Genomic DNA, 26,812 nt, shown 5'->3' on the forward strand with positions numbered 1-26,812 from the left:
GTTTAACCTCGCTATCCCTGGCTTTGGAGAAATAGTGGGGCCCTAGCCCTGTTCGGGAGAACTCTCCAGAAAGGTTGTCGGTAAGTCGAGCCAGGCCTGGAGATGGGACTTCAGAATTGGGGAGAACGCTTGACGCTGGCTAAATTTGTCGCTGCGGATGGGCTTGCGATGTTCATCTAACGTCCAACCATAATCCGTACTGAGGCGAATCTTGTCATGCCAGTCAGCAATGGAAACAATCAGTTGATCAGCCGGGCTGTTATCGTAATTGTGAACCCGAAAGACATAGTTAAAGGTGTTTTGATGTCCAGAGGCAACAGTCGAGGCTTGGCCAAAACGGGTTTGCAACCGCTGGTGAACCGCAGAGACAAGCTGTTGATCGCCAAACTCAGCCAAGGTTCGCATTGCCAAGGTGATTGCAAAATAAAATTCATCAACAGGAATAAACTCTAATTCCATACTTGGCCTCGTTCTTGCCAGTTGCTTAGTCAGGATCATATACTAGAAGACTGTGTTGAAATAGTAAAACAGGGGCTAGTGATGCCAAAACTTAAGACCCGCCGCGCCGCCGCCAAACGATTTCGAGCGACCGGAAGTGGTAAATGGATCCGCCGGAAAGCCAATAAGAATCACCTCTTAGAGCACAAAGGCTCCGATCGAAAAAATCGCCTCTCCCAAATGGCTGTTGTGGATGAGCGGGATGGGGAGCGGGTGACATTGATGTTGCCCTACTTGTAAGCACCTCAATAAACGGTCTTGGTGCCGACAAAAATTTTTCAACATGATGGGTAATTTTGCAGCACATTTAAGGATTGTTACGGTATGGCTAGGGTAAAACGGGGCAATGTGGCCCGCAAACGGCGCAAAAAAATTCTCAAGTTAGCGAAAGGCTTCCGCGGCGCGCACTCTAAACTATTTCGGGCCGCTAACCAAGTGGTGATGAAAGCACTTTGTAATGCCTATCGCGACCGGCGGCGGCGGAAACGGGACTTCCGGCGGTTGTGGATTGCCCGGATCAATGCGGCGGCCAGGCTCCATGGTGTCAGCTACAGCCAATTGATTGGCCAGTTGAAGCAGGCCGACATTGAGCTTAACCGGAAAATGTTATCCCAATTGGCGATTCTTGACCCAGATGCCTTTGCAAAAGTGATTGCAGTGGCCACGCAAAAGTAAGCCCAATTCAACTATTTCAACCCTTTTTTAAGGACTAAGTCCCGCCCTTAAAGATTTCTGTCTGGCTAGAAGTCTTTGGGGCATTTATTTTGATGTTTAAGTTGCCAGGCCTGGTAGCATGGGCATAGGCTTGGGCCGGTCTAAACCTCAGGTTAGTTTCTATGTCTTGGTTGACAGCTTTGGGGCAATTCATTGTCGAGCTTGCGGTTAGTGATGAGAAGTTTCTGAAGGCATTAAAACGAGTTGAAGGCCTAGCCTCTCGGATTTTAGCCTTAGGGATGATTGTAGTTATTATTGCTGCCATTACTGATGTTGGCCGGTTCATCTTAACAGAGCTACTTACTCCCCCCTATTGGCAATTTACAACCGACTTAGTGCGGATTTTTGGTTTATTTCTCAATGTTTTAGTGGCCTTGGAAATTCTCGAAAATATTACGGCTTATCTGCGGACAGATGTTTCTGCCCAAATCGTGGAATTAGTGATTGTGACAGCTTTAATTGCCATTGCTCGAAAAATCATTATTTTGAATATTGATCAACCGGAGACCATTCCTAAATTAGTCGGCTTGGCCGTGAGTATTTTGGCTGTCACCATCAGCTATTGGATTATTCGCCGTCAAAACCATCATCAACGCCAACGCTAGGGGATATGGGGGCCAAGGTTACAATGTGCAGCTTTGGCCAGGCCTGGGGGGGCTGGTTGGTTTGTAAACACTCCAACAGGGCCTGGGCTTGTTCAACCAGTGAAGCCACATCCACCCAACTATAAGCGGGCCAATACTGGTTTAACCGCCGACAACCCTCGGCTAACAGGAGAACTGCTCCCCGTTGATTCTGGTTCTGGAGATGATAGCAGGCAACCGCTAACTGGAGAACCCCTTGAAAAAAGGTTCGTTCCGGTTCACGGGCTTCTGTCCAGAGGGCTTCTAAGGTGTCATGGCAGGCATAGAACTCACCCTGATTAAATTCAAGGACGGCCTGGCCAACCTCAGGGGGCAAATCATTCACTGACGGAGTAACGATTGGTTTCCGCACGGATTTGGTCAAAGCTGATTTCTTGGGCTGTGCCGACAAAGGGATTGTCTGGGGTCAGAAACAACATACAGTGGCATTCTTTCCGTTCTCGCATCGGCACACAAGGACAGTTCCAGTACACCGCTGCTACCTCGGCTTCCTTATCGTCATAATGGCGGCAAGGGCATAGAGGGGAGCCATAATCATCCTTATGCTTGGCCAGGCCCTCCAGCACCACCGCTGTTGTCCCCAAATCCACGCAAAAATAAGTACCCGTGCGCTTGGCATAGGTTTCCGCAAATTTACGCATCGCTTCCAAGTTTTTATCGGAGGCTTGTTGCGGTTGATACCCGTTACTCATAAAGGAGGTGCTCATGGGGGGCATTTTTACCGTACCACCTTTGTTTTCTTGCGGTAAAGTTAGGTTTATGCCTCTTAAAATTTCCAGGCCTGGGGCAATGATCGGCTCAAATCCTAACCTTGATTGGGGTTGCTAGAAATGCAACATTCTAGATATAGATTAACCTCAATCCCCAGACTCACAAAAATGTTGCAGGTGCAAGCAACCGTGCAAGGATTAAGCTAGGAAGTATTGAACCCAAAATGGGTAACGCTATCAGTGTTAACGATTGTTTCATTTGGGAATTGCCCACTACCACAATGTCTTTGGACAATTTACGCACGCTTTATCAGCAGGTTATTCTTGAGCATTACAAAAAGCCACGCCATCGGGGCCGGACTGAGCCAGTTGACCGACAACAACGGGGACATAATCCGTCCTGTGGAGACACCATTGAGCTAACCGTCCAACTCTCCCCTGACCAGACCCAGATTACCGATATCCAGTTTGAAGGGGAAGGTTGTGCAATTGCCATGGCTTCGGTGGATTTAATGGCTGATGCTCTGCGGGGTAGAACCATTGACCAGGCCAACAGGATGGTGGAGCAATTCCAGGCCATGATGAAGGGTGAATTTGAATTTCCCCAAGACCTGCGTAAATTAAATGTCATGCAAGGGGTGGCCCAATTTCCCGTGCGAATTAAATGTGCAACCCTGAGTTGGCATACCCTGCGCGCCGCCTTAGAGTCATCCGTTACCGCCGCCGGGCCAGAATTTGTCAGCAATGAGGACAGCAATTAATGTTTACCCCAGATGCATTTTTCACCTATGGGCAGTGGTCGGCTGGGTTAACCTTGGCAGTGGCCCTATTGGCAGGATTGGGCTTTTTGTTCAAGTGGGGATTTCGGTTTCGACTGGTGGGTTCGACCGGATTCATGATTGTTTTGACAGCCGGGTTATTTGCCCTCAGTTTAGTCCCCTTGACCCATACCCAAGTTGCCGGAGCCATCCGCTATAGTTTGGTGTTTGATAATGGGGCCAACCTAGCCACCATTGCTGTCCCCTCCACCATTACACCCCCAGAACTGGAAGCCACTCTCCGCCAAGCGGCCAGTGATCTCTTTTCCCCGGGCCGTTTGGGAATAGGGCGTGATCAACTTTTGATCCAGGCCCGGACTGTCACCCACCCCCAAGCCGGTATTTCCCGTCCCTTAGTTCTCGGACAGGTCAAACGCTCCTTAGCCGTGCGGGATGATCAAAATCTGGAAATCACAATTTTTCAGGATAAGTTAGGGACATAAGAGTTGGCTCGCGTCCTTTGGAGCTTTGCTACCATGACCCAAACCTAAATGCAACCCGCCGTAACTATTCAAACCCTAGGGGATAGTTGGGTAAAAACATCTTGGGACGATTATTGCCAGCTTCTCGCACAGCCAGCGCAGGAAAACACACGGGGATATTATTACAAAGGCTTGATGAGGTTAGACATGGCTCTCGTCAGTCCCGATCATGCGGAAGGCGATCATCTGATGGCCCTGGCTGTCAACCTGTTTAGCATCACCCGTCATGTCCCGTTGAAAATCCTCTCTAACTGTAGTTATCAACGCTCTGGAACTCTAGGTTGCCAAGCAGATATTTCTGTCTATTTTGGTGCTCAGGTCTCAGAGATTCCCTTTGGGGCGAACTTGATTGATTTAGATCAGCATTCGGCTCCTGCTTTAGTCATTGAAATTGCCCAGTCCTCTCTGTCAGATGATTTAGGAATTAAACGCGCCCTTTATGAAGCCTTGGGAGTACAAGAATATTGGGTGGTGGATGTGGCAACTCTGAGCATAACGGCTTATCAGATTGTGGATTTAGAAAGTTATCAAATTCAAGAATCACAACTCCTCCCCGGTCTCAACTTTCGTCTTTTAGAAATGGCTTTACGGCAAAGTCGCACAACGGATCATCAGCAAGTCGGGGCCTGGTTATTGAGTCAGTTTCAACAGTTAGGGACTTGACGATTGGGCTAGGTTTCCAAAGCAACCACTCGAATCCATTTGCCGCTCAGATTTGGCGTGCCCCAAACGGTAACAACTTGTCCCAGGTGGAGAGTTTTAAGCTGTTGTTCAATCTCGGCTTGCAAGGTGACTAGGGCCCAGGCCTGGGCAGATGCATCGGTGAGTTGGTAGGTTTGGGAGTCGGCTTGGGTGATGATACCTGTTAGGGAGGGGATTTGGCTCAGGTGGGGCGGCGGGGGCGGGACTGAGAGCGGGGCATAACCGGATGGGGGATAGGGGGCGGCGTGGCGTAAAACATTTAGTTGGGCGATAAACCATTCGGGATGATCTGGAGGGAGATTATAAAAGGGAATGATTGCGGCCGGGGCCTGGGGGTCTTTGAGGAGTGCCCATTGGAGTTGTTCAATTTTGAGTTCGGCTAATGATGTTTTCGTTTTAATGGCTAATGCCGCGGCCATCCCAGCAGCTTGCCCAATATTTAAGACTAGGGGTTGTAGGCGGGTGGCACCATTGGCAATATGGGAAACAGAAATATTTTTATCACAACAAATAAACCCATCCATCCCGGCTGGAATCAAAGCCCCCAAGGGAATAGTAAAGGGAGTTCCTGTCCAACGACCGCCCCAGCAAATGGATTTTGGAGCCAACTTAAATTCAAAACCTGGGTAGTGATGATCATTGGGGTAGTTGCCAACTGCAACTGAAGTAATTTGTCCCTGCTCATTGACAGGTAGGGGAGCAACTTGGCCCTGGGGCAAAATCCCGAACTCGGTGACAGTCGTTATGCCAATAAGCCGCCGACTCTCTCGAAAATAGGGATAGAGGGCAAATTCGCAGCCTCCCAAGGTGGGTTGATCGAGGGGAAAAACATCTCTGGCCAGGCCATAGCGTTGTCCCAGATGGAGTTGAATATAGTGGGCAAAATCCTGACTATGCCAAAGACTCTCTCGGAAAAATTCTTCACGGGCAGCCGGGGAGGCAATCAGTCGATTCAAATTTACCCCATAGTCATTGCCATTTTGGGGCCAGTTGAGCATGAATTGATTGCCAGGTAAGCGGCCGTAATTGAGAAAATAATCCGGTGCATAACCCGCCCAGGCCCCCCTAAATTTCGCTTCATCCCAGAGGGGTGAGGGGGCAATGGCTGGAGCCGTTTTATTTTCGCCATAGTCTTGGAGCATCACCACCCAAGTCGGGGCCTGGACAGGATAGGTGGCGGTGATTGGATTGGGTAGGGGCGGCGCGCTCGGCTCAGACCAAGATTCTCGCCAATCCCAACCCCAGCGATGAGGAATATCGCCTAATGCCAATAAATCCCCCAGTTCTGTTCCGTCAATGGTGATCTGAGCCTGGATATTCAGGGGCGGGAGTTGATTTTGGGGTTGAGGCAACTGATAGCGATCCGCAGGGGCAAATTCGACTCCGACAATGCGATGACCGACGCGGTTAACGGTCTGGGGAATGTAGCCAGAAATCCACCTGAGATTCGGTAATGCCGCCACCCATTCGGCAAAGATCTGCGCTCCCACTGCTGGACGGTAGGTAAAAAAACTCACCCAGGCCTGGTCAACAAATTGGCGATTTTGGACTTCCCGGATGAAGGCTCCCCACAGGCCCGTTTGCCAAGCCGCTAATTCATTGCCATCCGGCGCAGCGACCCCAGCCGCGGTTAACATTCCCCCCAACCAATTAAATTCACTGACCAAGATTACCTCAACCCCAGCCCGCGCCGCTTGAATCGCCGCTGCCGTGCCCCCGGTTCCCCCACCAACGACTAAAACTTGGGTTGTGAGGTGCTGCATTGGCAATCTTGGGAATGAAGGATCGGCATGAATTCATGGCCTGGCCATAGCGTGCCTATTATCTCACCCAGATTGCTAAACTGGTCTATCCTAGGGCCTGGGAAAAATTAAACTCTCCTCGCCCCCTAGTCCTTATCCCCCCAGTCCTGCCTCCATGTCACTGCCCGATCATTACAGCACCTTAGAACTGACCCCCACCGCCAGCCAGAGGGAGATTAAGCAGGCCTATCGCCGTTTAGTGAAGCAATTTCATCCTGACACGAACAATCAATCCAACCATAGCCATGAGAAAATGCTCCGGCTCAATTTTGCCTATGAGATTTTGGGGGATCCGGCCCAACGCCAGGCCTATGACCAACAACGGCTAGTGATTGGCTCCCGCAGCTTTGGATTTGCCGTTAATATTCCCACCGAAAACTATCACCAGGCCCGCCAAAAGGATCAGGACTTTGCCCTCTGGTTACGGAACGTTTATGAACCCGTCAGCAAAATTATCCGGAATATTATTCGACCCCTCCAAGAGCAAATTGATCAACTGGCCGCCGACCCCTTTGATGATGTTCTGTTGGAGGAGTTCCAAGGCTACCTTGGCAAAAGTGCCACCCTCTTGAGTGCTGCCCGTAGCCGTCTCCAGACCTGTCCTAATCCAGCCCGAGCCGGAGCCATTGCCTTAAATCTTTACTATTGTTTGAATCAAATTGATGATGGCCTGGAAGACCTTTATACCTTTACGCTGAATTTTGATGACTCCTATCTCCACACTGGCCAGGAACTTTTTCGGATTGCGACGGGACTGTTTCGAGAAGCCAATGCGGCCGTCAAAACCTCTACCCCCCTCTAAACCCATGCCTCTTGCGGGACAATTCACCGGCCTAACCCTGGCCATGCTGAGTCTGGCTCTACCGTTGCGCGCATTCGCCCAAACCACCCCACCACCAGAAACGATTCTCCAACCCCAAAAGGTTTTGCCACTGCCAGGGGGCCTGGATCAGGTAAGGGTGTTCAATAGCAACAGTCCAGAAGTGGTCTCTCAAGCAGGGATTTTACTTTCAACCTTTCCGCCCCAAGGCATGGCTACCCCCACTGCCCACTTGAACACCCGTTTCCAAGGCCGCTTTGATATTTTTGCCCACCACATTGCCAAGCCTGCAACACCAGAGGATTTACGGACGCTCTATTTGGGGGTCATTGCCCAAAACCCAACCCATAAACCCGTGACGATCAACATCCTCCAGGCCGCGAGTTATGTTAGCCAACCCGATGCACCCTTTATTCCCTTGCCGGATGTTCAAAATAATGATTCAGGGATGATCTATGCCGGGCCTGGGGATCGGGTGATGACCGAGATTCTTCGGGGCCAACGCCAAGCCATCTTTCCACCCCAAGTGGTGATTCCGCCCCAAAGCAGTGCCCTGTTGCTCAACTTGCCCATTTCCGTGAAAGAACTTACTCCACCCTTGAATGGTCGCTCGGCCCTCCTCAGGCTTCGCAGCAATGGCCCCGTCTATTTAGCCAGTTTGGGACTCTATGCCAGGCAAGATGCTCAGGGACAGGAAACACCCCCCAGCCTTGAGGATTGGCAAACCTTACTCAAAACTGGCTCCCTTGTAACCCCTCGAGATAAACCGCCATCGGTTCCAGGCCGGCCTGGGCCGATTATTTACAGTCGTGTAGCCGGTGTGGGTGTCGGATCTCGTTGGTACAATCAAACAACAAAACTTGAAATTCCCAGGCCGGGTGAGCGATTTTCCTTTCCTTTAAGCACAGTGATTGGGGGCACATTGGGAACTGGCCAGGTGCAAGCGGCCCCCCTCATTGCTCGTTACCCCGACACTGCCTACCAGGCCCACGGCAACTATGGGATTGAATATGACCTCAATTTTCCCCTCTTTAACCCGACTAATCAGCCCCAAACGATTACCTTGACGATTCAAAGCCCTGTCAAAACTAACCTGGCTGAACCTGGCCTGCGCTTTCTCAACCCACCCCCCAATCGCATCTTTTTCCGGGGAACGGTGCGTTTTCGCTATCGGGATGATGCCGGAACCCCCCAAAGTCAATCCTTCCATCTGGTTCAGAAACAGGGACAACAGGGGCCAGAGCTACTGAGGCTGACCTTACAACCCCAGGAAACTCGCCTTGTCCAAGTGAATTTTCTCTATCCCCCCGATGCCACCCCAGTCCAGGTTTTAACCCTTGCAAACCTAACCCAACCTTGAGGAAGATGCGACTGGGGCCCGAGATCCATTTATCGCAGGCAAGTGCTAATCCAGCTGACATCTACCTGCAAAAGGGGGCCAAGTTGCAAGAGGTAATGGGTCGCCTTGGGCGTTAAGGTCAACAATAGAGAGTGATCTCCAGCCGGGGTGAACAGGGTTTTCAGGGTTTGGAAATAGAGTTCTTGCATTGGCTCTAGATTTAAGTCCAGGTGCAGCCGGTGGGCAATGATCATGATTTGACTGAGCAGGGGGACTAGGGCAATCAGGCGATCTGGGTCGCAGTTGTGGAAAAGATGCCAGAGGACTTGGAGAATTTGTTGCTCCAGATGTTGGGATTCGGGGCCTAAGTTTAAGCTACAGCCAAGCACCCGGGCCTCTTCCGCAATCGCTTCTAGTTGAATTAAATACTGGGGCAGGTTGCTACTGGGTAAGTTTTGGGGATCAGCCAGTTCCTGCTCCACGGACTTTAAGGCAGCCTTGGCCTGGTGAGTGAGGGCGACACTGGCGGCCACTTGTAACTCCTGGGGCACTGCGAGTCCATCCCGTTGAAAGCCCATCAGAATCCCGTAATTGTCCCGATAGACCTGGCTATACAGCTGATCGAGGCGGTTCAGGGTGGTTTGGGTCAGGGCGTGCATCAAACGGTGACGGTCTTCCGCAAAGAGATCATTCAGTCCATAGGCAGTTTCACCAAAGGCCTGGGTGAGGGTTAAAAGCACTTTGGCGGTGCTGCCCTGTTGGAGCGCATTAAGGAGACAGGCTTTGGTTTCAGCGTAGTCGGCTCGTCCTTGGAAGGGTTTTAAGCAGCAATGGAAGTCCCAGCCCCCCATGTGGAGAACAGCCATGACTAGGGCCTGGGATTCTCGGGTTACGTCTGAGGTCAGGGTAATCTGTCCAATGGCCAGGGTAAGGTTGCCCATTTGCTGCCGGAGATAGTCATTTTGAACAATGTCATAGCAATAGAGATGATGCTGGGTGGGGTAATTGGTGAAGAGAGAATTCATGCCGTAGTGGGCCGCCACCTGTTGCAGGCTAATTTGGGAAGATTTCACCAGTTGCTGATACACCCCGGCTCCGTTGCCAAAGGCTTCAACATTACTGGGGGCCGCTGCCAAACGTTGGCTAAATTCGGCTTCTAATTGCACCCCAGAAACATCGGCGGCCAATTCCAAGGCCCGGGCTGCATAGCGAAGAATTTGCACCCCCTCAGGCCTGGAGATTTCCTCAAAAAACCAGCCACAACTGGTAAACATCAACAGGCCATAGCGTTGCATTTCCAAAAGGCGGAGGGCATCTACCCGTTCGTTAGCCGTTAAGGAGTGCTGTTGCCAGGCCTGGAAAAATTTTTCGAGACGTTCTGGGGAGCGATCCTGAATCACTTCAATGTAAGCATTCCGGGCGGCCCAACCATCCGTAAAAAATTCCGCCGCCAGGGTTTCGTAGATATCCGTTAGTTCATCCCGTAACCAGTTCAGACTCTCCCGTAAGGGTTGCCGCCACCGTTGATGCCAGGCCCCGCCCCCGCCGCAGCCACAATCGGCCTGCCAACGATCAACCCCGTGGGCGCAACTCCAGGCCGTGACCGGTTTTAAGACCACTTCCCAGGTGGGAGACTGCAAGCTGAGGTAATGAGCATAATTACTCACCTGCCAGCCTCGTTGGGGAAATTCGACCTTGAGAGCATAGGCTAGGGCTTTTTCGGCATCTTTTTTGTGATGACCAAAGGTTTCTCCATCGGTGGCTACAGAAATGAGTTGCAATTCCCGATGATCATGGCGCACGGCCTGGCCTAACCGTCCGGCTAAAAACTGGGAGCTATTGAGCAAATCACTAAAGCCCATATCGCGGGAAATTGGCCCGTCATAGAAAAATACATCTATAAAATCCGTTTCCTGGTTACCCGCGGGGAGAAAACACCGGTAGGGGCGGTTAGGATCAATTTGGCAACCGGCAACCTCGTACCAGGCCGGGTCGGGATTATTGCTACTTGGGCGGGGCCGACAGCGCAGGGCCTGGGACGGAGCAAGGACAATAAATTTAATCCCTTCTTGGATCAAGACTTCTAAGGTGGGGTAATCTACTGCTGCTTCAGCCAGCCACATCCCCTCCGGTTCCCGGCCAAAGCGTTGTTGAAAATCGGCTTTCCCCCAGCGAATTTGCGTGACCTTATCTTGGTGATTGGCCAAGGGCAAAATAATGTGGTTATAGACTTGGGCGATGGCGTTCCCGTGACTATTCAAGCGCTGGCAACTGGCCCGATCGGCGGCAATAATCCGCTGATAGACCTCAAGATCATACCGTTCTAGCCAACTAAACAGGGTTGGGCCAATATTAAAGCTGAGATATTCATAGTTGTTGACAATATCAATCACATCCCCCCGATCATTAAAAATCCGGGCAAAAGCATTGGGGCGGTAACACTCGTGATAAATCCGCTCGTTCCAATCATGAAAGGGGCTGGCACTGGGTTGATGTTCAACCGCTTCCAGGTAGGGGTTTTCGCGGGGGGGTTGGTAGAAGTGGCCATGAATGGTGATGTAGATGCCTGTGGCCTGAAGGGAATTTGGGGCGGATGGATTGGAACTGGAGGGAGCCGGATCAGCGGATGTGGAAGCGAAAAAAGACTGAACCATAGAGGAAGATGTCCAAGTAATAGAGATGAAGGACTGATAAACCCGAGAACCCAAACCAACCTTGGCAAAACCTGACCCAAAATCCTCATGTCTCTGGCTGCCTATACCCCTCAGTCGCAACCCTGAGCAAAATGTTATTCAAGTGTTAAAGAACCTGACAAAAGGGTCTCAAATTCCTTCTTTATGTTGACGGCGAATCCAGGAATTGGGTCAAATTTCAGCAAAAATTTAGATTTAACAACATTTATTTACATCTATCACGTTCCCCCCTGAAGACTATAGATCATCCTCCAGCTTGAGGATCGAGGCCAGTTAAAAACAGTCTAACTGGCACGATTGAGAAGATTTTCATCAGTCAGATCAGCCGCTTGACCTTTATCTGTCAGGCCCCAGGCCGGGTCAAACACCCCCTTTAAGGATACTTAATCCCATAATTCTCCATAATCTGCTCCAAAGAATTGATCCCTAACTTCGGCAACGCCCCCTCAATCGGCCAAAGAGATGAGAGATAATGGGGTTTACGGTTTTAGGATAATCGCGAGCAATGACCTACAAACGGCTAACCAACGACGAAAAAGCAGCAATTGTGGTGGCCTATGGTCAAGGAGAATCCATCAAGGCGTTGGCGACTCAGTTTAGTGTGAGTGAAAATACAATTCGCCGCACGATTAAGTCTGGAGATGGCGAACCTCATCCGGTTGCCCCGCCCCCTCCACCCATAAAGCCGCTTCCCCAAATTGTCACCCCCAGCCCCACCCTCTCCGTAGCTACGCCGGAACCCACCCCTGAAGTTCCCCCAACCCCATCTAAACCCTTGATTCGCCGTAGGCGTTCTGCGCCTGGCCAACCAGAAGTTGTCGTTCCTATCCCTCCAGCGACCGAAGCTGTATCCATTGGGGTATCCACCCTCCAAGCCCTCCCTGAGCCTGTGACAAGAGTCTATCCCGCTGTTGAGATCGACAGTGAGGAGGAGGAAGAGGATGATCTGAGTGGGTTGGCTGGGGAAGATTTAGAGGACTTTGGCGATGATGATTTTGAAGATGAGATCGAAGAGGAAGAGACCGATAACCCTGATGATCCGACTGAAGCGGCAGAAATGTTGGCAGAAGACGCGAGTCCGGCGGAAATTGCCATTTATCCCTTAGATGCAGCCGTTCTACCCCGGCCGTGCTACTTAGTCATTGACACCCGCTCTGAGTTATTGGCCCGTCCGTTGGGAGAGTTCCGGGGCCTGGGGCACGCCAGCCTTGATGAAGAGCAACAAAAAACATTACCGATTTTTGAAAGCCGGGCGGTGGCACTCCGGTTTTCCCAGCGGAATCAACGCATTTACAAAAACTCAGATAGTATTCTGCGGAAAACGGTTGTTAAGGTTCCCGATGGCAATGTCCTGCGGAAAACCACTGCTTATCTCCAAGGCAAGGGGATTACTCGTCTGTTGATTCATGGCCAAGTCTATGCCCTAGAGTAGAGAACAATCGCCATTTCCAATACCTTAGCGAGTAAAAAAACATCAGGACATGAGGCAGATTAGGAACCATGAAAGCAATGATTTTGGCCGCCGGGAAAGGAACGCGGGTTCGCCCCATTACCTACACGATTCCCAAGCCGATGATCCCAATTCTGCAAAAGCCCGTGATGGAGTTTTTGGTGGAGTTATTGCGGCAACACGGCTTTACGGAAATTATGGTCAATGTCAGCCACTTGGCCCACGAAATTGAAGAATATTTCCAAGATGGGCAGCGGTTTGGAGTCCAGATTGCCTATTCCTTTGAGGGCTATATTGAGGACGGCAAGCTGGTGGGGAAGGCCTTAGGTTCCGCTGGGGGCATGAAACGGATTCAGGATTTTAACCCGTTTTTTGATGATACGTTTGTGGTTCTGTGTGGCGATGCCCTGATTGATTTAGATTTAACCAAAGCCGTGGCCTGGCATCGTCAAAAGGGGGCGATTGCGACAATTATTTTGCGAGATGTTCCGCGGGAGGAAGTCTCCAGTTATGGGGTTGTGGTTACAGATACCGAACATCGGATCAAGGCCTTTCAGGAAAAACCCAATGTTGAAGAAGCGCTGAGTACGCTGATTAATACAGGGATTTACATCTTTGAACCGGAGATTTTAGATTTAATTCCCTCGGGTATGGAGTATGACATTGGGAGCCAACTGTTCCCCAAACTGGTGGAGATGGGCGCGCCCTTTTTTGGCCTGACGATGGATTTTGAGTGGGTGGATATTGGTAAAGTCCCAGATTATTGGCAGGCGGTGCGAAGTGTTTTAGCGGGCCAGGTTGCTAATGTGCAAATCCCAGGCCGGGAAGTCGCACCCAATATTTATACCGGAATCAATGTGGCGGTGAATTGGGACAAGGTGAATATCCAAGGGCCGGTTTACATTGGCGGCATGACTCGGATTGAGGATGGAGTGACAATTATTGGCCCGACGATGATTGGCCCCAATTGCTGTGTGTGTAGTGGCGCAGTTGTCGATAACTGTGTAATCTTTGAATATTCCCGTCTCGGGGCTGGGATCCGGTTGGTGGACAAGTTGGTGTTTGGGCGTTATTGCGTGGATAAAAATGGGACAACCATTGATGTGCGAGCAGCAGCCTTGGATTGGTTGATCACCGATTCCCGCCAGACAGAACGCATGGATGCCCCAGTTGACTTATTTGGGTCTGAAGACGCTTGATGCTTTTAATTTTGATAACTGTCAACATTTTTGTCGCCGGGCCTGGTCAACAGGCTGGAATATGCGCTATAGTTAAATTCTTGGACGACGCGGGGTAGAGCAGCCTGGTAGCTCGTCGGGCTCATAACCCGAAGGTCCACGGTTCAAATCCGTGCCCCGCCATAAAATATCCATCTGAGACAGTCTGAGAATGTCTATAAAGTCATACTCTATAAAGGGTTAAGGCATTATTGATAGTCTCAGACAGTCTCAATTTATCTAGGGTAAGCTAGGGGTAAGTGGGGGTGCTTTTAAGGGTAATACCCCCAGCGGTGAAAGGTGTTACCCCCAATGCTGACAGAACTGGCTATCCGTAAGGCAAAGCCGACTGAGAAACCCCAAAAGCTCTTTGATGACGGTGGGCTTTATCTGGAAGTCCACCCAAAGGCAATAAATGCTGGCGGCTGAAGTACCGCTACCAGGGCAAAGAAAAGCTCCTGAGCCTGGGGCTTTACCCTGCGATCACTTTGGCAGAGGCACGGGTGAGACGGGATGAGGCCAAGAAGCTATTAGCCAATGGCATCGATCCATCTGTAGAGCGAAAAGCAACCCAGGCCACCAAGTTTGCCACTGAGTCGGGACGGTTTGAGGTGGTGGCCAGGGAATGGTTCAGTAAGTTTCACGCTCAATGGGCAGCCAGTCACACCAAAGTCAATATGCAACGCCTGGAGCGGGATGTATTCCCTTGGCTGGGTGATAGGCCCATTGGAGAAATTACTGCCAGTGAAGTCTTAGAGATACTCAACCCCATTGTGAACCGTGGCTCCGTGGAGACGGCCCATCGCGTTAGAAGTTTAATTTGTCAGGTCATGCGCTATGGGATTGCTACGAACAGAGTCACTCATGATGTGACAGTGGGCCTGGTGGGAGCCTTGCCGCCATCCCCAGAAAAGCATTTAGCGGCAATTACTCACCCAAAACGACTAAGGGATGTACTCGACTGGATATTGGCAGGCAAAATTAAATTGTTATCTCACACAGGTACACGTTAGCTGAAACGGCTGAGGCCCACCGATATATTGAAATGGGACACAAGCGAGGTAATGTGGTGATTCTGGTCACTCCTAATCAAAATCTACCCACCTCTGCCCAGTAACCATTAGGCTATTGTTCGTCATCAAAGGTTTATGTCTTTTTTTGCCGGCCGGGTTGCAGTTTTAGGGACCAAACACCAGAAAGAACAAGTTATTGCGCCTATTTTGGCTGAGGCCGGAATCACCCTTACCGTCCCCCCAGAGTTTGACTCGGACTGCTTGGGAACCTTTAGCCGGGAAAAGCCGCGCCAAGCGTCTCCCCTGATAACAGCCCGCCAAAAAGCTGCATTAGCTCTGAGCCAGGCCGGTGGTGATTTAGGTCTCGCCAGTGAAGGTAGTTTTGGCCCCCATCCGCAAATGCCCATGTTGCCAGCCAACCATGAACTGGTAATCCTGATTGATCCCACTAATCATCTGGAATTAGTTGGGGAGGCTTGGTCGGTGGAGACCAATTTTGCCCATCGGACAGTTGCCAATTTAGGGGCGGCCTTGGAGTTTGCTGAAAAAGTTGGCTTTCCAACCCATGGCCTGATTGTGATGCCCCAGGCCCAGCCCGCTCCAACGGATCCAATCTGGAAAGGAATCACCACCGCAGAAGCCTTAGAGACCGCTCTACAAGAAGCTCTGAGCCACTCCCCAACAGGAACAGTTCACCTGGAAACCGATATGCGGGCCATGTTTAACCCCACCCGAATGCAGGTGATTGCCCAGGCCACCCAAAACCTCTTAACAGCGATCCAAAGTCCTTGCCCGCGCTGTGAATGTCCCGGTTTTACCCTGAGCGCAACTCAACCCGGTTTACCCTGTGGCTGGTGTGGTGGGCCAACTGGTTTACCAAAACTGGGAATTTATCGCTGTCAACAGTGCCACTGGCAAGAGTCCCGCTTGTACCCGTTGGGCCTGGAAGTTGCTGATCCCGGACAATGCCCCTATTGCAATCCCTAGGAATGAGGGCAGGGTTACAGATAAATCTCGGCCAACATGGGGGATTTCTCGTCCCAATAGAGCATCCGCCATGTAAATTATGGGAAGGACTACCCCCACACCCCCATCCATCCGCCACTATGCCAGAACCTGGAATCCCACCCGTTACCCCTGAACCCTCACCGGCTTCTATATCAGATGATCCGACTGCGGCGGCCCGTCAACTTTTAGGCATGAAAGGGGCCCAGGCCGGGGAAACCAATGTTTGGAAAATTCGCCTCCAACTAATGAAGCCAATCACCTGGATTCCCTTGATTTGGGGGGTGGTCTGTGGGGCTGCCTCTTCCGGGGGATTTACCTGGAGTTTAGAAGATGTGCTCAAGGCGGCCACCTGTATGCTGCTTTCGGGCCCATTGATGGCCGGTTACACCCAAACCTTAAATGACTACTACGACCGGGAAATTGATGCCATTAATGAACCCTATCGGCCAATCCCATCTGGGGCGATTTCCTTGGGGCAGGTAAAAGCGCAAATTATTGTCCTGGTGGTGGCGGGCCTGAGTCTGGCGGTCTTACTGGATGTGTGGGCGGGCCATGGGCAATTTCCCGTCACTTTAACGGCATTGTTGGGGGGATTTTTAGCCTACATCTACTCTGCGCCGCCCCTGAAACTAAAGAAAAATGGTTGGTTGGGCAACTATGCTTTGGGGGCGAGTTATATTGCCTTACCCTGGTGGGCCGGTCATGCCTTGTTTGGAGAGTTAAACCCGACTCTGATTGTCTTGACCTTGTTTTATAGTCTGGCTGGCCTGGGGATCGCCATTGTCAACGACTTTAAGAGCGTGGAGGGGGATCAAAAACTGGGCTTGGCCTCATTGCCTGTGATGTTTGGAATCGGGACTGCGGCCTGGATTTGTGTGTTGATGATTGATATTTTCCAGGCCGGGATTGCCGGCTATCTGATCAGTATTCAACAAAACCTCTATGCCGTGATTTTGATCTTGCTGATTATTCCCCAAATTACCTTTCAGGATATGTACTTCCTCCGTGATCCCCTCAAAAACGATGTCAAATATCAAGCCAGTGCCCAACCTTTTCTCGTTTTGGGGATGTTGGTGGTGGGTTTAGCCTTAGGGCATCAGTAAGCTCCAGTTTCTGGCAGTGCTAGGGATGGGTTAGGGGGATAATCCGATCTCGGTGTTGGGGAAATTGAGCCAATAAAGTATCTCGCTGGCCGATTTCAAAGTCGCGAAAGTCAAATCCTGGGGAAACGGTACAGCCCACCAAGCTATAGCTATCCGGTTCCTTAACATAGGCCCCAAACCAAGCCCCCGCCGGAACCCAGGCCTGGAATTGTTGCCCTTGGCTCAGATCGGCTCCTAAGTGTAAATTGCTGATCTCACCCTCTGGGGAAATGACCACAACCGTTAACCCAGATCCGGCGTAAAAATGCCAGACTTCATCGGATTGGATGCGGTGTAAGGCGGAAAATTGCCCGGATTTGAGTAAGAAGTAGATGGCAGTGCCGTAGGGGCGATCTCCACCGGCAAAATTAGGCGGCAAGGCCTGGCCTGGGATCAACCCCGTTGCACGGTAAGTTTCCCGAAAGTAGCCCCCTTCTGGATGAGGTGCCAGGCCCAGTCCGCTGATCCAAGTTTCCGCAGTGACAGACATCAACACCAACCCTAGCTGGCCAGGTATTCCCGCATTTGATGCCGCCGCCGCCGTAGATGATCCAAGGCCTGCCGTTCCAGTTGCCGCACCCGCTCCCGACTGAGGCTGAGTTGTTCCCCCACCTTAGCTAAGGAAAGTTCCTGACCATCATTAAGGCCATAACGTAAGCTGAGAACCTGCCGCTGTTGGGGGGTCAATTCCGCTAACCAGTGGTGCATATCATCCCGCAGGGCTTCTCCGGCGGTGAATTGCTCCGGTGAGGGGCCTTCATCTTCCAAGAGTTCTCCCAATTCAGTATCTTGGTTATCCCCAACTCGGAGATCCAAGGAAATGGGTTGCCGTGACAAGGTTAGATATTCCCGAATTTGAGCCGGTTCTAACTCTAGGGCCTGGGCAATTTCGGCGGGGGTAGCACTGCGGCCTAAGCCTTGGGAGAGTTCCCGCTGCGTCCGTTTGATCTTGTTGAGCTTTTCGGTGATGTGAATTGGCAGACGAATGGTGCGGGCTTGTTGGGCAATGGCCCGCGTAATGGCCTGGCGAATCCACCAATAGGCATAGGTTGAGAACTTGTACCCCCGAGTCGGATCAAATTTTTCCACGCCCCGCTCCAGGCCAAGGGTGCCTTCTTGAATTAGATCCAAAAGTTCCAGATTTCGTTTTTGGTATTTCTTCGCCACTGAAACGACTAGGCGTAAGTTAGCCTCAATCATTTTTTGTTTGGCGCGTTGCCCTTTGCGTAAAGCCAGGTTAAGCTTCTCTGGGGGCATTTCCGCGGCGGTGGCCAGTTCTGCCAGGGTAGGTTCACGCCCCAATTCGGTCGTCAGGGTTTCTTCCAAATCTCGTAGCCGCATCAGGTGTTGGACTTGTTTGCCGAGGATGATTTCTTGCTCATGGGTTAACAACGGCACACGGCCAATCTCATGGAGGTAAGTGCGCACCATGTCAGTATTCAGCGGTAAGGAGGGGGTGGTGCTAGTTGTCTTTGTCATAGGGAGTCCGGGGGTATAGGGACAAGGGAAAAACTTTTGGAGAGCACGCCAAGCTCAGGGGGGGGGGCAATTTATCTCGAAGTCAGTATGAGTTTATATGTGTAGGATACCTGACGACTTGGGGGAGCAGGGGGTGGGTTGATGGCGGTATTACCGTACCGAACGGATGTGAAGTTGCAAGGAAAAGGAATTTACCTAAGTGTTATAAGGGGATTTCGCGGACAAAAATGTGGCCTACGCTTCTTTAGACTTTGATTCTGCCTCGAAAGTTGCCGATTCTTACCTTAAATCTTGTGAAATGATCCTTAAATTTATGAGACTTAGCCTATAAAAATTGATCTCGTCTTTGAAATCCTTGCCAGGCCTGGGTTTGCCCGTTTGGGGACTTTGTTACGTTTTATTTTGACAACTCCGGTTAACGTTATCACAGCCTGTTTGGGGCCAGGGTTGGGGCTGAAATTTTAAACGCAAGAGAGCGGCGGTGACCTGAAGGAGAGCGGCTTGAACCTGATCAACAGTGATCTCAGGGATAAATTGCCTCACATTTGCAACTGGATATTGGCTAATGCCACAGGGAATAATGGCCTGGAACCCGGATAAATCAGCCGCAACATTCACCGCCAGGCCATGCATCGTGATCCACCGACTCACCTTAATCCCAATGGCCGCCACCTTATGCCCTTTGACCCAAACTCCCGTCATCCCCGGCCAGCGTTCTCCTGGAATCCCAAACACAGCCAGAGCTTGAATCACAATTTCTTCGAGTTGACGTAAATACCAGTGGAGATCCGTCTGATAGCGGCGCAGATTCAGAATGGGGTAGAGAATCACCTGGCCGGGGCAATGATGGGTGACTTCACCGCCGCGCTCAATCCGATATAAGGGAGCCGGGGGAGATTGGGGATCAAAATTCAGATGGGCTAAGGTGGCTCCTTGTCCGAGGGTATAGACGGGGGGATGTTGGCAGAGAATCAATGCATCAGGGAGGGCTGGGTGGGTGTGTCGGGCGGCAACTAACTGTTTTTGAACAGTCCAGGCCTGGGAGTAGGGGATCAGGGGGGCCTGGTAGAGATAGCAGGGGTTGCGATTGTGGGGTGGATGAGAAAGTGCTGTCAAGGGTTACATCCAGTTTCAGAGCAAAGAATTGTCACGGAAAGCAAAATATCGTTAACTCACCCCAAAAGTGATGTTATCCCCAATCCGAAAGTGTTACGGTGATCCTATCGGTCAGGAACGGAGGCAACCCTATGCAACTTGTGATCCACGGTAAAAACATTGATATCACAGATGCCATCCGCAGTTATGTCGAACAGAAGCTAGAACGGGCCGCTGGCCACTTTCAAAATATTACCCAAGAAATTGATGTCCACCTCTCAGTCGCCCGCAATCCGCGCATTACCACGAATCAAACGGCGGAAGTAACGATCTATGTCAACGGCTCAATTATCCGGGCAGAAGAGAGCAGCGATAACCTCTATGCCAGTGTAGATTTGGTTGCCGACAAGGTATCCCGCAAGCTCCGGAAGCTGAAAGAAAAACGCCAAGATAAGTCCCGCACCCATGAAGTCCCGGCCATTGAAGATCCAAAGCTCGTGCCAGACCTGTTGGAGAATCGCGCTCCAGAATTGCCCCAGGAAGTTGTCCGAGTGAAATACTTTGCCATGCCGGCCATGACGGTTGAAGCCGCCCTAGAACACCTCGAGATGGTTGACCATGATTTTTATGTTTTCCGCAATGCTGAAACAGGTGAGATCAATGTCATCTATGAGCGTAATCATGGCGGCTATGGGGTGATTCAACCGCGCCATGGCAACGATAACCATCAATCTGACAGTGATCTGCAAGTGCCAGTTCACGCCCATTAACGGAGTTATTAACTAAGTCGAGGCCTGGGTTGGCAAGGCTGTGGGGAATAAATTGAAGGATTAGGCTGGCTGCCTCTGGATGCGAACTACCAGGGAGATCTCCTAAGCTAGTAAGCATACCTGTATGACCTTAGCCCCTTGCTATGGCATCGTTTATCCCAAAGGAATCTTCCCTTGAGCCAGCCTACTACCACCGAACTTACCACAACCACTCCGGCTCCCCTTGACACTAGCACCATGTTCGAGGCCCTGAATCGGCAGATGATTGTCATCCTCGATTTTGGCTCTCAATATTCGGAATTAATTGCACGGCGAATCCGGGAAACAAGCGTCTATTCGGAAGTGGTTTCCTATCGGACTACGGCGGCCCAACTCCGGCAAATCGCGCCTAAGGGAATTATTCTCTCTGGTGGCCCCAACTCCGTCTATGATGACCAGGCCCCAGCTTGCGACCCGGAAATCTGGGAGTTAGGCATTCCAGTGCTTGGAGTCTGCTATGGGATGCAGTTGATGGTCAAGCAGTTGGGGGGACAAGTTGAACGGGCCAGTCGCGGCGAATATGGTAAAGCCTCTCTTCTGATTGACGACCCGACAGACCTCCTCACGAATGTTGAAAACACCGCAACCATGTGGATGAGTCATGGGGATTCGGTGACGCAACTACCCGGTGGCTTCAAAACTCTCGCCCACACAACCAATACTCCCTGTGCGGCCATTGCCGATGATCAGCGACATTTTTATGGGGTGCAATTTCATCCAGAAGTCGTCCATTCCATCGGTGGCCAGGCCCTGATTCGCAACTTTGTCTATCACATTTGTGGCTGTGAACCGACTTGGACAACGGCGGCCTTTGTGGATGAAGCCATTCGGGAAGTCCGAGCCAAAGTGGGGGATAAACGGGTTTTGCTGGCCCTCTCCGGGGGAGTTGATTCCTCCACATTGGCCTTTTTACTCCATCAAGCCATCGGGGATCAACTCACCTGTATGTTTATTGACCAGGGCTTCATGCGCAAATATGAGCCGGAGCGGTTAGTTAAACTCTTTCAAGAGCAGTTTCATATTCCGGTGGTCTATGTGAACGCCCGCGAGCGGTTTTTAGCCCAAGTTGTCGGAATCACAGACCCTGAGGAAAAGCGCCGCCGGATTGGTCATGAATTTATCCAAGTGTTTGAGGAAGAGTCTAATCGCCTGGGGCCGTTTGACTATTTAGCCCAAGGGACACTTTATCCAGATGTGATTGAGTCGGCCAATACCAATATTGATCCCAAGACTGGGGAACGGGTCGCGGTGAAAATTAAAAGCCATCATAATGTCGGTGGCCTGCCTCCCAATCTCCGGTTTAAGTTGGTTGAGCCGTTACGGAAACTCTTTAAGGATGAAGTGCGGGAAGTGGGGCGGTCGTTGGGGTTGCCCGATGAAATTGTCCGGCGGCATCCTTTCCCAGGCCCTGGTCTGGCGATTCGGATTATTGGCGAGATTACCCCCGAGCGGTTGGATATTTTGCGGGATGCAGATTTGATTGTTCGGCAAGAAATCAATCGCTCAGAAACCTATCATCAACTCTGGCAGGCTTTTGCGGTGTTGTTACCCGTTCGCTCGGTGGGGGTGATGGGGGATCAACGGACTTATGCCTATCCGATTGTCTTGCGTTTAGTCTCCAGTGAAGATGGCATGACAGCGGACTGGTCACGGGTTCCCTATGAGTTGTTAGAAACGATCTCCAATCGGATTGTCAATGAAGTCCCAGGGGTGAATCGGGTTGTGTATGACATTACCTCCAAGCCACCAGGAACAATTGAGTGGGAATAAATCGGCGTAAATTCGGCTCCATCAAATCCCATCTCAGTTTGGGTTGAGCAGTTGGTAGATCGTGTTGGCAATGTTTTGGGCGGCTCCAGGGTGTCCCATGCGTTGTTGGCCATTCTGACGGATAAGGTCGAGGCGGGGGTGATCGTTTCTTAACTCGATAATTTTCGGCATAACGGCGGTTGGATTTTCGACTAGGTGTACTGATATTCCTAAAAGGCGGGCCTGGCGGCGGGCAAACAGGGGGGTAAATTGGGGCCCTTGGCCAGGGAAGGTGATGACGGGTTTTCCGAGGCCAACGAATTGTTCTGTCGCTGTTCCGGCCTGGGCAATGGCAAAATCTCCTAAATGTAAGCAATCACTATAGGCCTGTTGGGTGAGGACTAAATGTCCTTCACTTTTTTGGAATGTTAGGGCTGCTGAATCTCCGATCTTTAACCAGGCCGGTCGGGCTATTTCTTCCCAGCCAAACCTTGCTAATGGGTTTAATATCTCCCCTAACTCCAGGCCGGGACTGATGGCCCCCCAAAATAAGCAACTCGGTTCATAGTCAGAAAAATGATCAATCGCAGCCAAAATCTGCCCCCAGTTCTGATCGGCCTCTGGAGGACGGGAACCTGGTAAAAGGGTGATGGTGAGGGCCTGGGGGTACGTTGTCCGGGGCTGGGCGGGTGGGACTAACTCATCCATCATCGGGTTGCCACAATTAAATGAACGTATCCCTAATCCTCTTAAAACTTTGTGGGTGAGTGAATCCCGTGGAAAAACCCCCAAACATCGCCGTTGCCGCATCAACCACTGCTCCCAGGGTAAGTAATCACTCCCGGCCCAACCCCGGCCCCAGCCCTGGGAAAAAAATGTTCCGTTTTCGTCTCGGAGATAGTATTCAGATTTCGCTGTCCCCACAAAGGCATAGTCATTCCGACTCAACCCGGCCAGGCCCAAAGGCACAATATCGCCCACGGCTAGGATTAGATGCGGAGAGGGTAAGGATTGATTGGTTTGTTGCCAGGCCTGGATGGCTTGGACTTGTTTTCCCAATAGCCCCAGTAAACCAGCCCGCAGATCTCGCCATAACTGTCGCCCATCTTGATAAATAAATCCCCCCGAAGGCATGACCTCAACCGGCCCAGCAATTGCAATCCCCAGGTTTTGATACGCGGTTCCGAGGCCAACAATGGGCAAAGCTGTTGTTTCAATCTCAGGTGCCAGTTTCTGTAACGCCTCCAGAATCCGGGCCCCAATTTGATCTTCGCCGTGACCATTACTAAGACATAACAACCGCACCAGGCCAGGCCTCCCCTAACTGAGACAGTCTAAAAATCAGATTCACCAGCATTGATAGGATAAAGAGACTAGACCCTTTTTTTGTAAGCATTTTCTAGGACAACCAATGACCAGCAATCTCCAGGCCGACTTAAAAACAGGCGAACGGGAAATTCTCGCAGGGCAACTCACCACCTTTCCTAACCCCCGGACTGGTCGTCCCTATCAAATTAACATCACCTTGCCCGAATTTACCTGCAAATGCCCCTTTTCTGGTTATCCCGATTTCGCCACGATTCACCTCACCTATACCCCCGATCAGCGCGTCTTGGAACTCAAGGCCCTCAAGCTTTACATCAACAGCTACCGGGATCAATATATTTCCCATGAAGAAGGGGTGAATAAAATCCTTGATGACTTAGTGGCAGCCTGTGCCCCCTTGTCCATGAGGATTAAAGGAGATTATTCCCCCCGTGGCAATGTTCACACCACCATCGAAGTGCATTATCCCTTTACTGCCGATACACCCTAATCTCTCGGGCCAAAACTGGCCACCAGGATCCCCCTCAGCCCCAGGCAAATGTTAGAATAGCGGCGTTCTTCTACTAGATTGAGTTCACTGCCTTGACCCAGGCCACCGGACTTCCCGCTATTGATAGCCCCAGTGTTGATGAGTTTCTCCAAGAATTAGCCACAATCCAGCAAGCAGGGCCCAAGCGCATTGCCTTACTCGGCTCTCGCCATGTTCCCATTACCCATCAACACCTGATTGAAATGATGAGTTATGCCATGGTTTTAGCGGGAAACCGCTTGATGACATCCGGGGCAATGGGGACTAATGCAGCTGTGATTCGGGGGGCGATGCGGGCCGATCCCAATCTCCTCACGGTTGTTTTACCCCAAGGAATGGATCGCCAACCACGGGAATCACGGCAACAGTTGGATAAGGTCATGCACCTAGTCGAGAAACCAGAAAACGATCACCTCCCTCTCGCTGAAGCCAGTACCCTCTGTAACCAAGAAATTATTAGTCGTTGCCAACAACTGATTTGCTTTGCCTTTCATGACAGCCATACGCTGCTCCAGGCCTGTGAGTTTGCCGAGGAACAGCATAAGGTAGTCACGTTGTTTTACTTTGATTAGCCTACTTTTCCCCAACTGAGGTGAGGCAACTAAACCCATCTCAGCCAGGGTCTCATGCCGCCCCCTAGAAGGTAAAGGTGGAGCGAATCAGGCCCACGGCGGTAGTTTCGTTCAGGCTATTAAACTCTGGATTGAAAATCACAAAGGCTCCTGGGGTAACACTAATGTTGTCAGTAACCCGAAAGCGATAGTAGGCTTCAATTTGGAATGGGCGGGCCCGGCTAAACACCCCCGGAATATTCGGGCTACTGGCAATGCCACTGGTGGATTCCAAATAGAGAGGCTGACCGATGATTAGGGCCGCTGTATTCCCCTCAAAAATGGCATCACTAAATTGGACACCCCCCATAAAACTGGTATAAACTGCCCCAGCCGTTGGACTGGGTAGGGCCCCACCCCCCGCTAAGGTATTTGTCCCGCCCATTGTATTCACAAAAATCCCCGCTGCATAACCAGACAGGGCAATATTGGGGGTGATTCGATAGGTGCCAGTTCCGCCCACGCCAACAAGCTGCACCCGCTGGGCTAAGTTACCAATTGCCCCATAGGGGAGGCCGGGGACTGAAAATACATCTCCCCCATAACCCAAAAGCCCACCGGAAGATAAGCCTGTTCCCAAGACATTAATTGCATGTTGTGAATAGGAAAGGTTCAGGGCTAAGTCCAGAGTTTTGAGGGGGCTAAAGGTGGCCTGGGCCGCCGCGATAAAACTATTTTGGTTATTGGGCAAGAATCCAGAACCCAGCGGTGTCCCCGCACTGCCATCTAAAGCCGTTGGGACTAGGCCTGGATTAGCAGCCCCCGCCACTCCATAAAGGGCCGTTAAGTTAACCTTGCTGTTTGGATTCCAGATAAAGCCAAACCCACTGGGCACACCAATGCCAGAAGTACCTGTGGTCAGCCGAACAATGGGGTTGACCCCCGCAAACCGTGATAAAGCTCCTTGCCCCTCACTGGCCCAGGGAATAATTTGCGGAAAGGCATCGGTGGTCTCGGCTTTCACAAAGGCAAAGCTGGTAAAGGATTTAACCACTGGAAAGATATACAGCAACTTATAGAGGTTGACAGTATTGGGCCCATAAGCACTGCTGTTAGCGAGGTTGTTGGGATCAATGCCCGCAAATTGGGGTTGAAAGCCAAGATTCGTACTCCCAGAATTAAGCACCGTACCCGGAAAAAGGGTGTTTTGGACGCTAGCTCCACCTACTAACGCACCTTGGAAGTTGAAGGCCTGTATGCCAGTAATCAACATATCTTGGCCGGTAAAGCTAGTAACCAAGTTTAAGCGGGTTCGATAAACGGCAATGGGATTGGGCTGACTTCCGGTTGGATTCCCTCCCCCAGCCGCTTCAAAACCCAAGATCGCTTCACCCTGGAGCTTAGTCGTGGTGGAAAACTGAGTGGCTTCTAAGGCGGCAATCCGCGCCTCGACATTATCAACCCGACCGCGAATGGTGGCCAGTTCGGTGGCAAATTCCTGCTGAAGACGGCGGACTGCTGCTAAATCTTCTTTGGTGGCAAACCGATCACTGACCACATCTAAGCAGGCGTTGAGGGCGGCGGCCAGTTCAAAGCGAGTTGCAGCCCGATTCCCCCGAAACGTGCCATCGGGATAGCCAGCAATACAGCCGTATTTTTCCACAAGAGAGGCTAAAGCCTGGTAGGCCCAGTCTGTGGGTTGGACATCGGAGAGTTGGGAGACAGAGGTGACCTGCCCCAGAGCTTGCAGATCGGCTTGAGTTGGATTGGCTACTTGAGTTGGATTGGCTACAGGCAAAGGTGCAACAGGCGCGGGAATACTGCTGCTATTGGGGGGTTGACTCTCAATCGTCGTTAAGGTCACCGATTGACGCGGTGGGGTGGGGTGGGCCGATTCAGCCCAGGCCTGCCCTGTCCAAACAAGGCTACTGCCACTCATCAAGAGCAGACTACAGGCCCTTAGAGTATTGATTTTATTCATTGTGTGTTCTCCTCACAGCATTTTGGTCGCGCTTATCCCCTCTGAATGAACAGAGACGTGCGAAAACTTAAGTGATTGACAGACGTTGATGAATCGGAGGTAGGAACAGTTTACGGAAAGTGACCGATTGTTTTGCCCCTATGCGGCCGAATGACACTATCGCTGTACTAAGTATCCTAGGGCGTTAATGCATAGCCTTAAACAAATGCTTGCTTAATTATCAATAGATATTTTCAATGCA

At 51.2% G+C, this 26,812-nt stretch carries 28 protein-coding genes, 1 tRNA gene and 1 pseudogene; 20 read left to right on the forward strand and 10 right to left on the reverse strand.

All coding sequences use genetic code 11. The features are described from left to right. Nucleotides 1-42: 42 nt before the first annotated feature. Nucleotides 43-459 carry a hypothetical protein gene (locus RIF25_RS00935; RefSeq protein ID WP_322876695.1) on the reverse strand — a complete coding sequence of 139 codons (417 nt, stop codon included), beginning with the start codon at nt 457-459 and terminating at the stop codon, nt 43-45. 81 nt (nt 460-540) lie between these two features. On the opposite strand from RIF25_RS00935, the gene rpmI reads away from it, so the two are divergent. From rpmI to RIF25_RS00950, 3 genes are all read left to right on the forward strand, one after another. Next, nucleotides 541-738, forward strand: a complete 198-nt coding sequence (rpmI, locus tag RIF25_RS00940; protein WP_015123110.1) for a 50S ribosomal protein L35 — start codon at nt 541-543, stop codon at nt 736-738. 84 nt (nt 739-822) lie between these two features. After that, nucleotides 823-1,173 carry a 50S ribosomal protein L20 gene (gene rplT / locus RIF25_RS00945; RefSeq protein ID WP_322876696.1) on the forward strand — a complete coding sequence of 117 codons (351 nt, stop codon included), beginning with the start codon at nt 823-825 and terminating at the stop codon, nt 1,171-1,173. A 161-nt stretch (nt 1,174-1,334) separates the two neighbouring features. Continuing rightward, nucleotides 1,335-1,817 (forward strand): phosphate-starvation-inducible PsiE family protein, encoded by a 483-nt coding sequence (locus RIF25_RS00950; RefSeq protein ID WP_322876697.1) that lies wholly within the window; start codon nt 1,335-1,337, stop codon nt 1,815-1,817. Here RIF25_RS00950 and RIF25_RS00955 read toward each other — a convergent pair. Together RIF25_RS00955 and RIF25_RS00960 are read right to left on the reverse strand one after the other, a co-directional pair. Further along, on the reverse strand, nt 1,780-2,181 hold the full coding sequence (locus RIF25_RS00955) for a DUF309 domain-containing protein (protein WP_407682286.1): 402 nt from the start codon (nt 2,179-2,181) through the stop codon (nt 1,780-1,782). The two genes, RIF25_RS00950 and RIF25_RS00955, sit on opposite strands and share 38 nt — an antisense overlap. Continuing rightward, nucleotides 2,174-2,548, reverse strand: a complete 375-nt coding sequence (locus RIF25_RS00960) for a ferredoxin thioredoxin reductase catalytic beta subunit (RefSeq protein WP_407682287.1) — start codon at nt 2,546-2,548, stop codon at nt 2,174-2,176. Before RIF25_RS00960 ends, RIF25_RS00955 begins: the two co-directional genes overlap by 8 nt. 299 nt (nt 2,549-2,847) lie before the next feature. Between RIF25_RS00960 and sufU the strand changes: the two genes are divergently transcribed. From sufU to RIF25_RS00975, 3 genes are read left to right on the forward strand one after another with little or no spacing between them, the layout of a single operon-like run. Next, entirely contained in the window at nt 2,848-3,327 is a 480-nt protein-coding gene (gene sufU / locus RIF25_RS00965) for a Fe-S cluster assembly sulfur transfer protein SufU (protein WP_322876700.1), read from the forward strand. Next, nucleotides 3,327-3,827 carry a Ycf51 family protein gene (locus tag RIF25_RS00970; protein ID WP_322876701.1) on the forward strand — a complete coding sequence of 167 codons (501 nt, stop codon included), beginning with the start codon at nt 3,327-3,329 and terminating at the stop codon, nt 3,825-3,827. The genes sufU and RIF25_RS00970 overlap by 1 nt, the downstream gene beginning before the upstream one ends. A 48-nt stretch (nt 3,828-3,875) precedes the next feature. Beyond that, nucleotides 3,876-4,529, forward strand: coding sequence for a Uma2 family endonuclease (locus RIF25_RS00975; protein ID WP_322876702.1), 654 nt, complete (start codon nt 3,876-3,878; stop codon nt 4,527-4,529). An 8-nt stretch (nt 4,530-4,537) separates the two neighbouring features. On the opposite strand, the gene RIF25_RS00980 is transcribed toward RIF25_RS00975, so the two are convergent. After that, nucleotides 4,538-6,331: an FAD-dependent oxidoreductase gene (locus tag RIF25_RS00980; RefSeq protein ID WP_322876703.1), complete on the reverse strand. Its 1,794-nt coding sequence runs from the start codon at nt 6,329-6,331 to the stop codon at nt 4,538-4,540. 154 nt (nt 6,332-6,485) lie between these two features. Here RIF25_RS00980 and RIF25_RS00985 point away from each other — a divergent pair, with 154 nt between their 5' ends. Beyond that, the gene (locus tag RIF25_RS00985; protein ID WP_322876704.1) at nt 6,486-7,172 is read left to right on the forward strand and encodes a J domain-containing protein; all 687 of its coding nucleotides are present in this window, start codon (nt 6,486-6,488) and stop codon (nt 7,170-7,172) included. 43 nt (nt 7,173-7,215) lie between these two features. Next, nucleotides 7,216-8,550 (forward strand): DUF3370 domain-containing protein, encoded by a 1,335-nt coding sequence (locus RIF25_RS00990; protein ID WP_407682288.1) that lies wholly within the window; start codon nt 7,216-7,218, stop codon nt 8,548-8,550. Nucleotides 8,551-8,579: 29 nt separating this feature from the next. Here RIF25_RS00990 and RIF25_RS00995 read toward each other — a convergent pair whose 3' ends face one another. Further along, entirely contained in the window at nt 8,580-11,183 is a 2,604-nt protein-coding gene (locus tag RIF25_RS00995; protein ID WP_322876706.1) for a DUF3536 domain-containing protein, read from the reverse strand. Between the two features lie 544 nt (nt 11,184-11,727). On the opposite strand from RIF25_RS00995, the gene RIF25_RS01000 reads away from it, so the two are divergent. The 8 genes and pseudogenes from RIF25_RS01000 (at nt 11,728) to chlG (ending at nt 17,013) form a co-directional block, all read left to right on the forward strand. Beyond that, nucleotides 11,728-12,654, forward strand: coding sequence for a helix-turn-helix domain-containing protein (locus tag RIF25_RS01000; protein ID WP_322876707.1), 927 nt, complete (start codon nt 11,728-11,730; stop codon nt 12,652-12,654). A gap of 68 nt (nt 12,655-12,722) precedes the next feature. After that, nucleotides 12,723-13,871 (forward strand): NDP-sugar synthase, encoded by a 1,149-nt coding sequence (locus tag RIF25_RS01005; RefSeq protein WP_322876708.1) that lies wholly within the window; start codon nt 12,723-12,725, stop codon nt 13,869-13,871. Between the two features lie 88 nt (nt 13,872-13,959). Further along, nucleotides 13,960-14,033 (forward strand) — tRNA-Met (locus RIF25_RS01010). A gap of 269 nt (nt 14,034-14,302) precedes the next feature. Further along, nucleotides 14,303-14,446, forward strand: a pseudogene (locus RIF25_RS17035) (Arm DNA-binding domain-containing protein); the annotation flags it as partial. After that, nucleotides 14,432-14,902, forward strand: a complete 471-nt coding sequence (locus tag RIF25_RS01015; RefSeq protein ID WP_407682289.1) for a tyrosine-type recombinase/integrase — start codon at nt 14,432-14,434, stop codon at nt 14,900-14,902. The pseudogene RIF25_RS17035 and the gene RIF25_RS01015, both read left to right, overlap by 15 nt. Then, nucleotides 14,881-15,006 carry a hypothetical protein gene (locus RIF25_RS17040; RefSeq protein ID WP_407682290.1) on the forward strand — a complete coding sequence of 42 codons (126 nt, stop codon included), beginning with the start codon at nt 14,881-14,883 and terminating at the stop codon, nt 15,004-15,006. Before RIF25_RS01015 ends, RIF25_RS17040 begins: the two co-directional genes overlap by 22 nt. A gap of 31 nt (nt 15,007-15,037) precedes the next feature. Further along, on the forward strand, nt 15,038-15,889 hold the full coding sequence (locus RIF25_RS01020; RefSeq protein ID WP_322876709.1) for a DUF6671 family protein: 852 nt from the start codon (nt 15,038-15,040) through the stop codon (nt 15,887-15,889). A 119-nt stretch (nt 15,890-16,008) separates the two neighbouring features. Beyond that, entirely contained in the window at nt 16,009-17,013 is a 1,005-nt protein-coding gene (gene chlG / locus RIF25_RS01025; protein ID WP_322876710.1) for a chlorophyll synthase ChlG, read from the forward strand. Between the two features lie 19 nt (nt 17,014-17,032). Here chlG and RIF25_RS01030 read toward each other — a convergent pair whose 3' ends face one another. The 3 genes from RIF25_RS01030 to lipB all read right to left on the reverse strand — a co-directional run bounded on the left by RIF25_RS01030 (nt 17,033) and on the right by lipB (nt 19,647). Continuing rightward, on the reverse strand, nt 17,033-17,542 hold the full coding sequence (locus tag RIF25_RS01030; protein WP_322876711.1) for a cupin domain-containing protein: 510 nt from the start codon (nt 17,540-17,542) through the stop codon (nt 17,033-17,035). An 11-nt stretch (nt 17,543-17,553) separates the two neighbouring features. Beyond that, the gene (locus RIF25_RS01035) at nt 17,554-18,531 is read right to left on the reverse strand and encodes an RNA polymerase sigma factor, RpoD/SigA family (RefSeq protein WP_322876712.1); all 978 of its coding nucleotides are present in this window, start codon (nt 18,529-18,531) and stop codon (nt 17,554-17,556) included. Between the two features lie 390 nt (nt 18,532-18,921). Continuing rightward, nucleotides 18,922-19,647 carry a lipoyl(octanoyl) transferase LipB gene (gene lipB / locus RIF25_RS01040; protein WP_322876713.1) on the reverse strand — a complete coding sequence of 242 codons (726 nt, stop codon included), beginning with the start codon at nt 19,645-19,647 and terminating at the stop codon, nt 18,922-18,924. A 131-nt stretch (nt 19,648-19,778) separates the two neighbouring features. On the opposite strand from lipB, the gene hpf reads away from it, so the two are divergent. Beyond that, nucleotides 19,779-20,396: a ribosome hibernation-promoting factor, HPF/YfiA family gene (gene hpf / locus RIF25_RS01045; protein ID WP_322876714.1), complete on the forward strand. Its 618-nt coding sequence runs from the start codon at nt 19,779-19,781 to the stop codon at nt 20,394-20,396. Between the two features lie 237 nt (nt 20,397-20,633). Then, entirely contained in the window at nt 20,634-22,205 is a 1,572-nt protein-coding gene (gene guaA / locus RIF25_RS01050) for a glutamine-hydrolyzing GMP synthase (protein ID WP_407682291.1), read from the forward strand. A 33-nt stretch (nt 22,206-22,238) separates the two neighbouring features. Here guaA and RIF25_RS01055 read toward each other — a convergent pair whose 3' ends face one another. Then, complete coding sequence (locus RIF25_RS01055; protein ID WP_322876716.1) at nt 22,239-23,489, reverse strand: lipid-A-disaccharide synthase-related protein; 1,251 nt, start codon at nt 23,487-23,489, stop codon at nt 22,239-22,241. Nucleotides 23,490-23,595: 106 nt separating this feature from the next. On the opposite strand from RIF25_RS01055, the gene queF reads away from it, so the two are divergent. Both queF and RIF25_RS01065 read left to right on the forward strand, forming a co-directional pair. Then, nucleotides 23,596-24,000 (forward strand): preQ(1) synthase, encoded by a 405-nt coding sequence (queF, locus tag RIF25_RS01060; RefSeq protein ID WP_322876717.1) that lies wholly within the window; start codon nt 23,596-23,598, stop codon nt 23,998-24,000. A 92-nt stretch (nt 24,001-24,092) separates the two neighbouring features. Continuing rightward, entirely contained in the window at nt 24,093-24,611 is a 519-nt protein-coding gene (locus tag RIF25_RS01065) for a DNA recombination-mediator protein A (protein ID WP_322876718.1), read from the forward strand. 64 nt (nt 24,612-24,675) lie between these two features. Here the strand turns inward: RIF25_RS01065 and RIF25_RS01070 are convergent, their stop codons facing one another. After that, nucleotides 24,676-26,571: an iron uptake porin gene (locus RIF25_RS01070; protein WP_322876719.1), complete on the reverse strand. Its 1,896-nt coding sequence runs from the start codon at nt 26,569-26,571 to the stop codon at nt 24,676-24,678. Nucleotides 26,572-26,812 lie beyond the last annotated feature (241 nt).

Source organism: Pseudocalidococcus azoricus BACA0444 (assembly GCF_031729055.1).
Lineage (GTDB): Bacteria > Cyanobacteriota > Cyanobacteriia > Thermosynechococcales > Thermosynechococcaceae > Pseudocalidococcus > Pseudocalidococcus azoricus.

What these genes read in the sequence shown, in the direction of transcription:
- RIF25_RS00935 (WP_322876695.1), bottom strand. Translation starts at nt 459, where the DNA reads ATGGAATTAGAGTTTATTCCTGTTGATGAATTTTATTTTGCAATCACC.
- rpmI (WP_015123110.1), top strand. Translation starts at nt 541, where the DNA reads ATGCCAAAACTTAAGACCCGCCGCGCCGCCGCCAAACGATTTCGAGCG.
- rplT (WP_322876696.1), top strand. Translation starts at nt 823, where the DNA reads ATGGCTAGGGTAAAACGGGGCAATGTGGCCCGCAAACGGCGCAAAAAA.
- RIF25_RS00950 (WP_322876697.1), top strand. Translation starts at nt 1,335, where the DNA reads ATGTCTTGGTTGACAGCTTTGGGGCAATTCATTGTCGAGCTTGCGGTT.
- RIF25_RS00960 (WP_407682287.1), bottom strand. Translation starts at nt 2,548, where the DNA reads ATGAGTAACGGGTATCAACCGCAACAAGCCTCCGATAAAAACTTGGAA.
- sufU (WP_322876700.1), top strand. Translation starts at nt 2,848, where the DNA reads ATGTCTTTGGACAATTTACGCACGCTTTATCAGCAGGTTATTCTTGAG.
- RIF25_RS00970 (WP_322876701.1), top strand. Translation starts at nt 3,327, where the DNA reads ATGTTTACCCCAGATGCATTTTTCACCTATGGGCAGTGGTCGGCTGGG.
- RIF25_RS00975 (WP_322876702.1), top strand. Translation starts at nt 3,876, where the DNA reads ATGCAACCCGCCGTAACTATTCAAACCCTAGGGGATAGTTGGGTAAAA.
- RIF25_RS00980 (WP_322876703.1), bottom strand. Translation starts at nt 6,331, where the DNA reads ATGCAGCACCTCACAACCCAAGTTTTAGTCGTTGGTGGGGGAACCGGG.
- RIF25_RS00985 (WP_322876704.1), top strand. Translation starts at nt 6,486, where the DNA reads ATGTCACTGCCCGATCATTACAGCACCTTAGAACTGACCCCCACCGCC.
- RIF25_RS00990 (WP_407682288.1), top strand. Translation starts at nt 7,216, where the DNA reads ATGCTGAGTCTGGCTCTACCGTTGCGCGCATTCGCCCAAACCACCCCA.
- RIF25_RS00995 (WP_322876706.1), bottom strand. Translation starts at nt 11,183, where the DNA reads ATGGTTCAGTCTTTTTTCGCTTCCACATCCGCTGATCCGGCTCCCTCC.
- RIF25_RS01000 (WP_322876707.1), top strand. Translation starts at nt 11,728, where the DNA reads ATGACCTACAAACGGCTAACCAACGACGAAAAAGCAGCAATTGTGGTG.
- RIF25_RS01005 (WP_322876708.1), top strand. Translation starts at nt 12,723, where the DNA reads ATGAAAGCAATGATTTTGGCCGCCGGGAAAGGAACGCGGGTTCGCCCC.
- RIF25_RS01020 (WP_322876709.1), top strand. Translation starts at nt 15,038, where the DNA reads ATGTCTTTTTTTGCCGGCCGGGTTGCAGTTTTAGGGACCAAACACCAG.
- chlG (WP_322876710.1), top strand. Translation starts at nt 16,009, where the DNA reads ATGCCAGAACCTGGAATCCCACCCGTTACCCCTGAACCCTCACCGGCT.
- RIF25_RS01030 (WP_322876711.1), bottom strand. Translation starts at nt 17,542, where the DNA reads ATGTCTGTCACTGCGGAAACTTGGATCAGCGGACTGGGCCTGGCACCT.
- RIF25_RS01035 (WP_322876712.1), bottom strand. Translation starts at nt 18,531, where the DNA reads ATGACAAAGACAACTAGCACCACCCCCTCCTTACCGCTGAATACTGAC.
- hpf (WP_322876714.1), top strand. Translation starts at nt 19,779, where the DNA reads ATGCAACTTGTGATCCACGGTAAAAACATTGATATCACAGATGCCATC.
- guaA (WP_407682291.1), top strand. Translation starts at nt 20,634, where the DNA reads ATGTTCGAGGCCCTGAATCGGCAGATGATTGTCATCCTCGATTTTGGC.
- queF (WP_322876717.1), top strand. Translation starts at nt 23,596, where the DNA reads ATGACCAGCAATCTCCAGGCCGACTTAAAAACAGGCGAACGGGAAATT.
- RIF25_RS01070 (WP_322876719.1), bottom strand. Translation starts at nt 26,571, where the DNA reads ATGAATAAAATCAATACTCTAAGGGCCTGTAGTCTGCTCTTGATGAGT.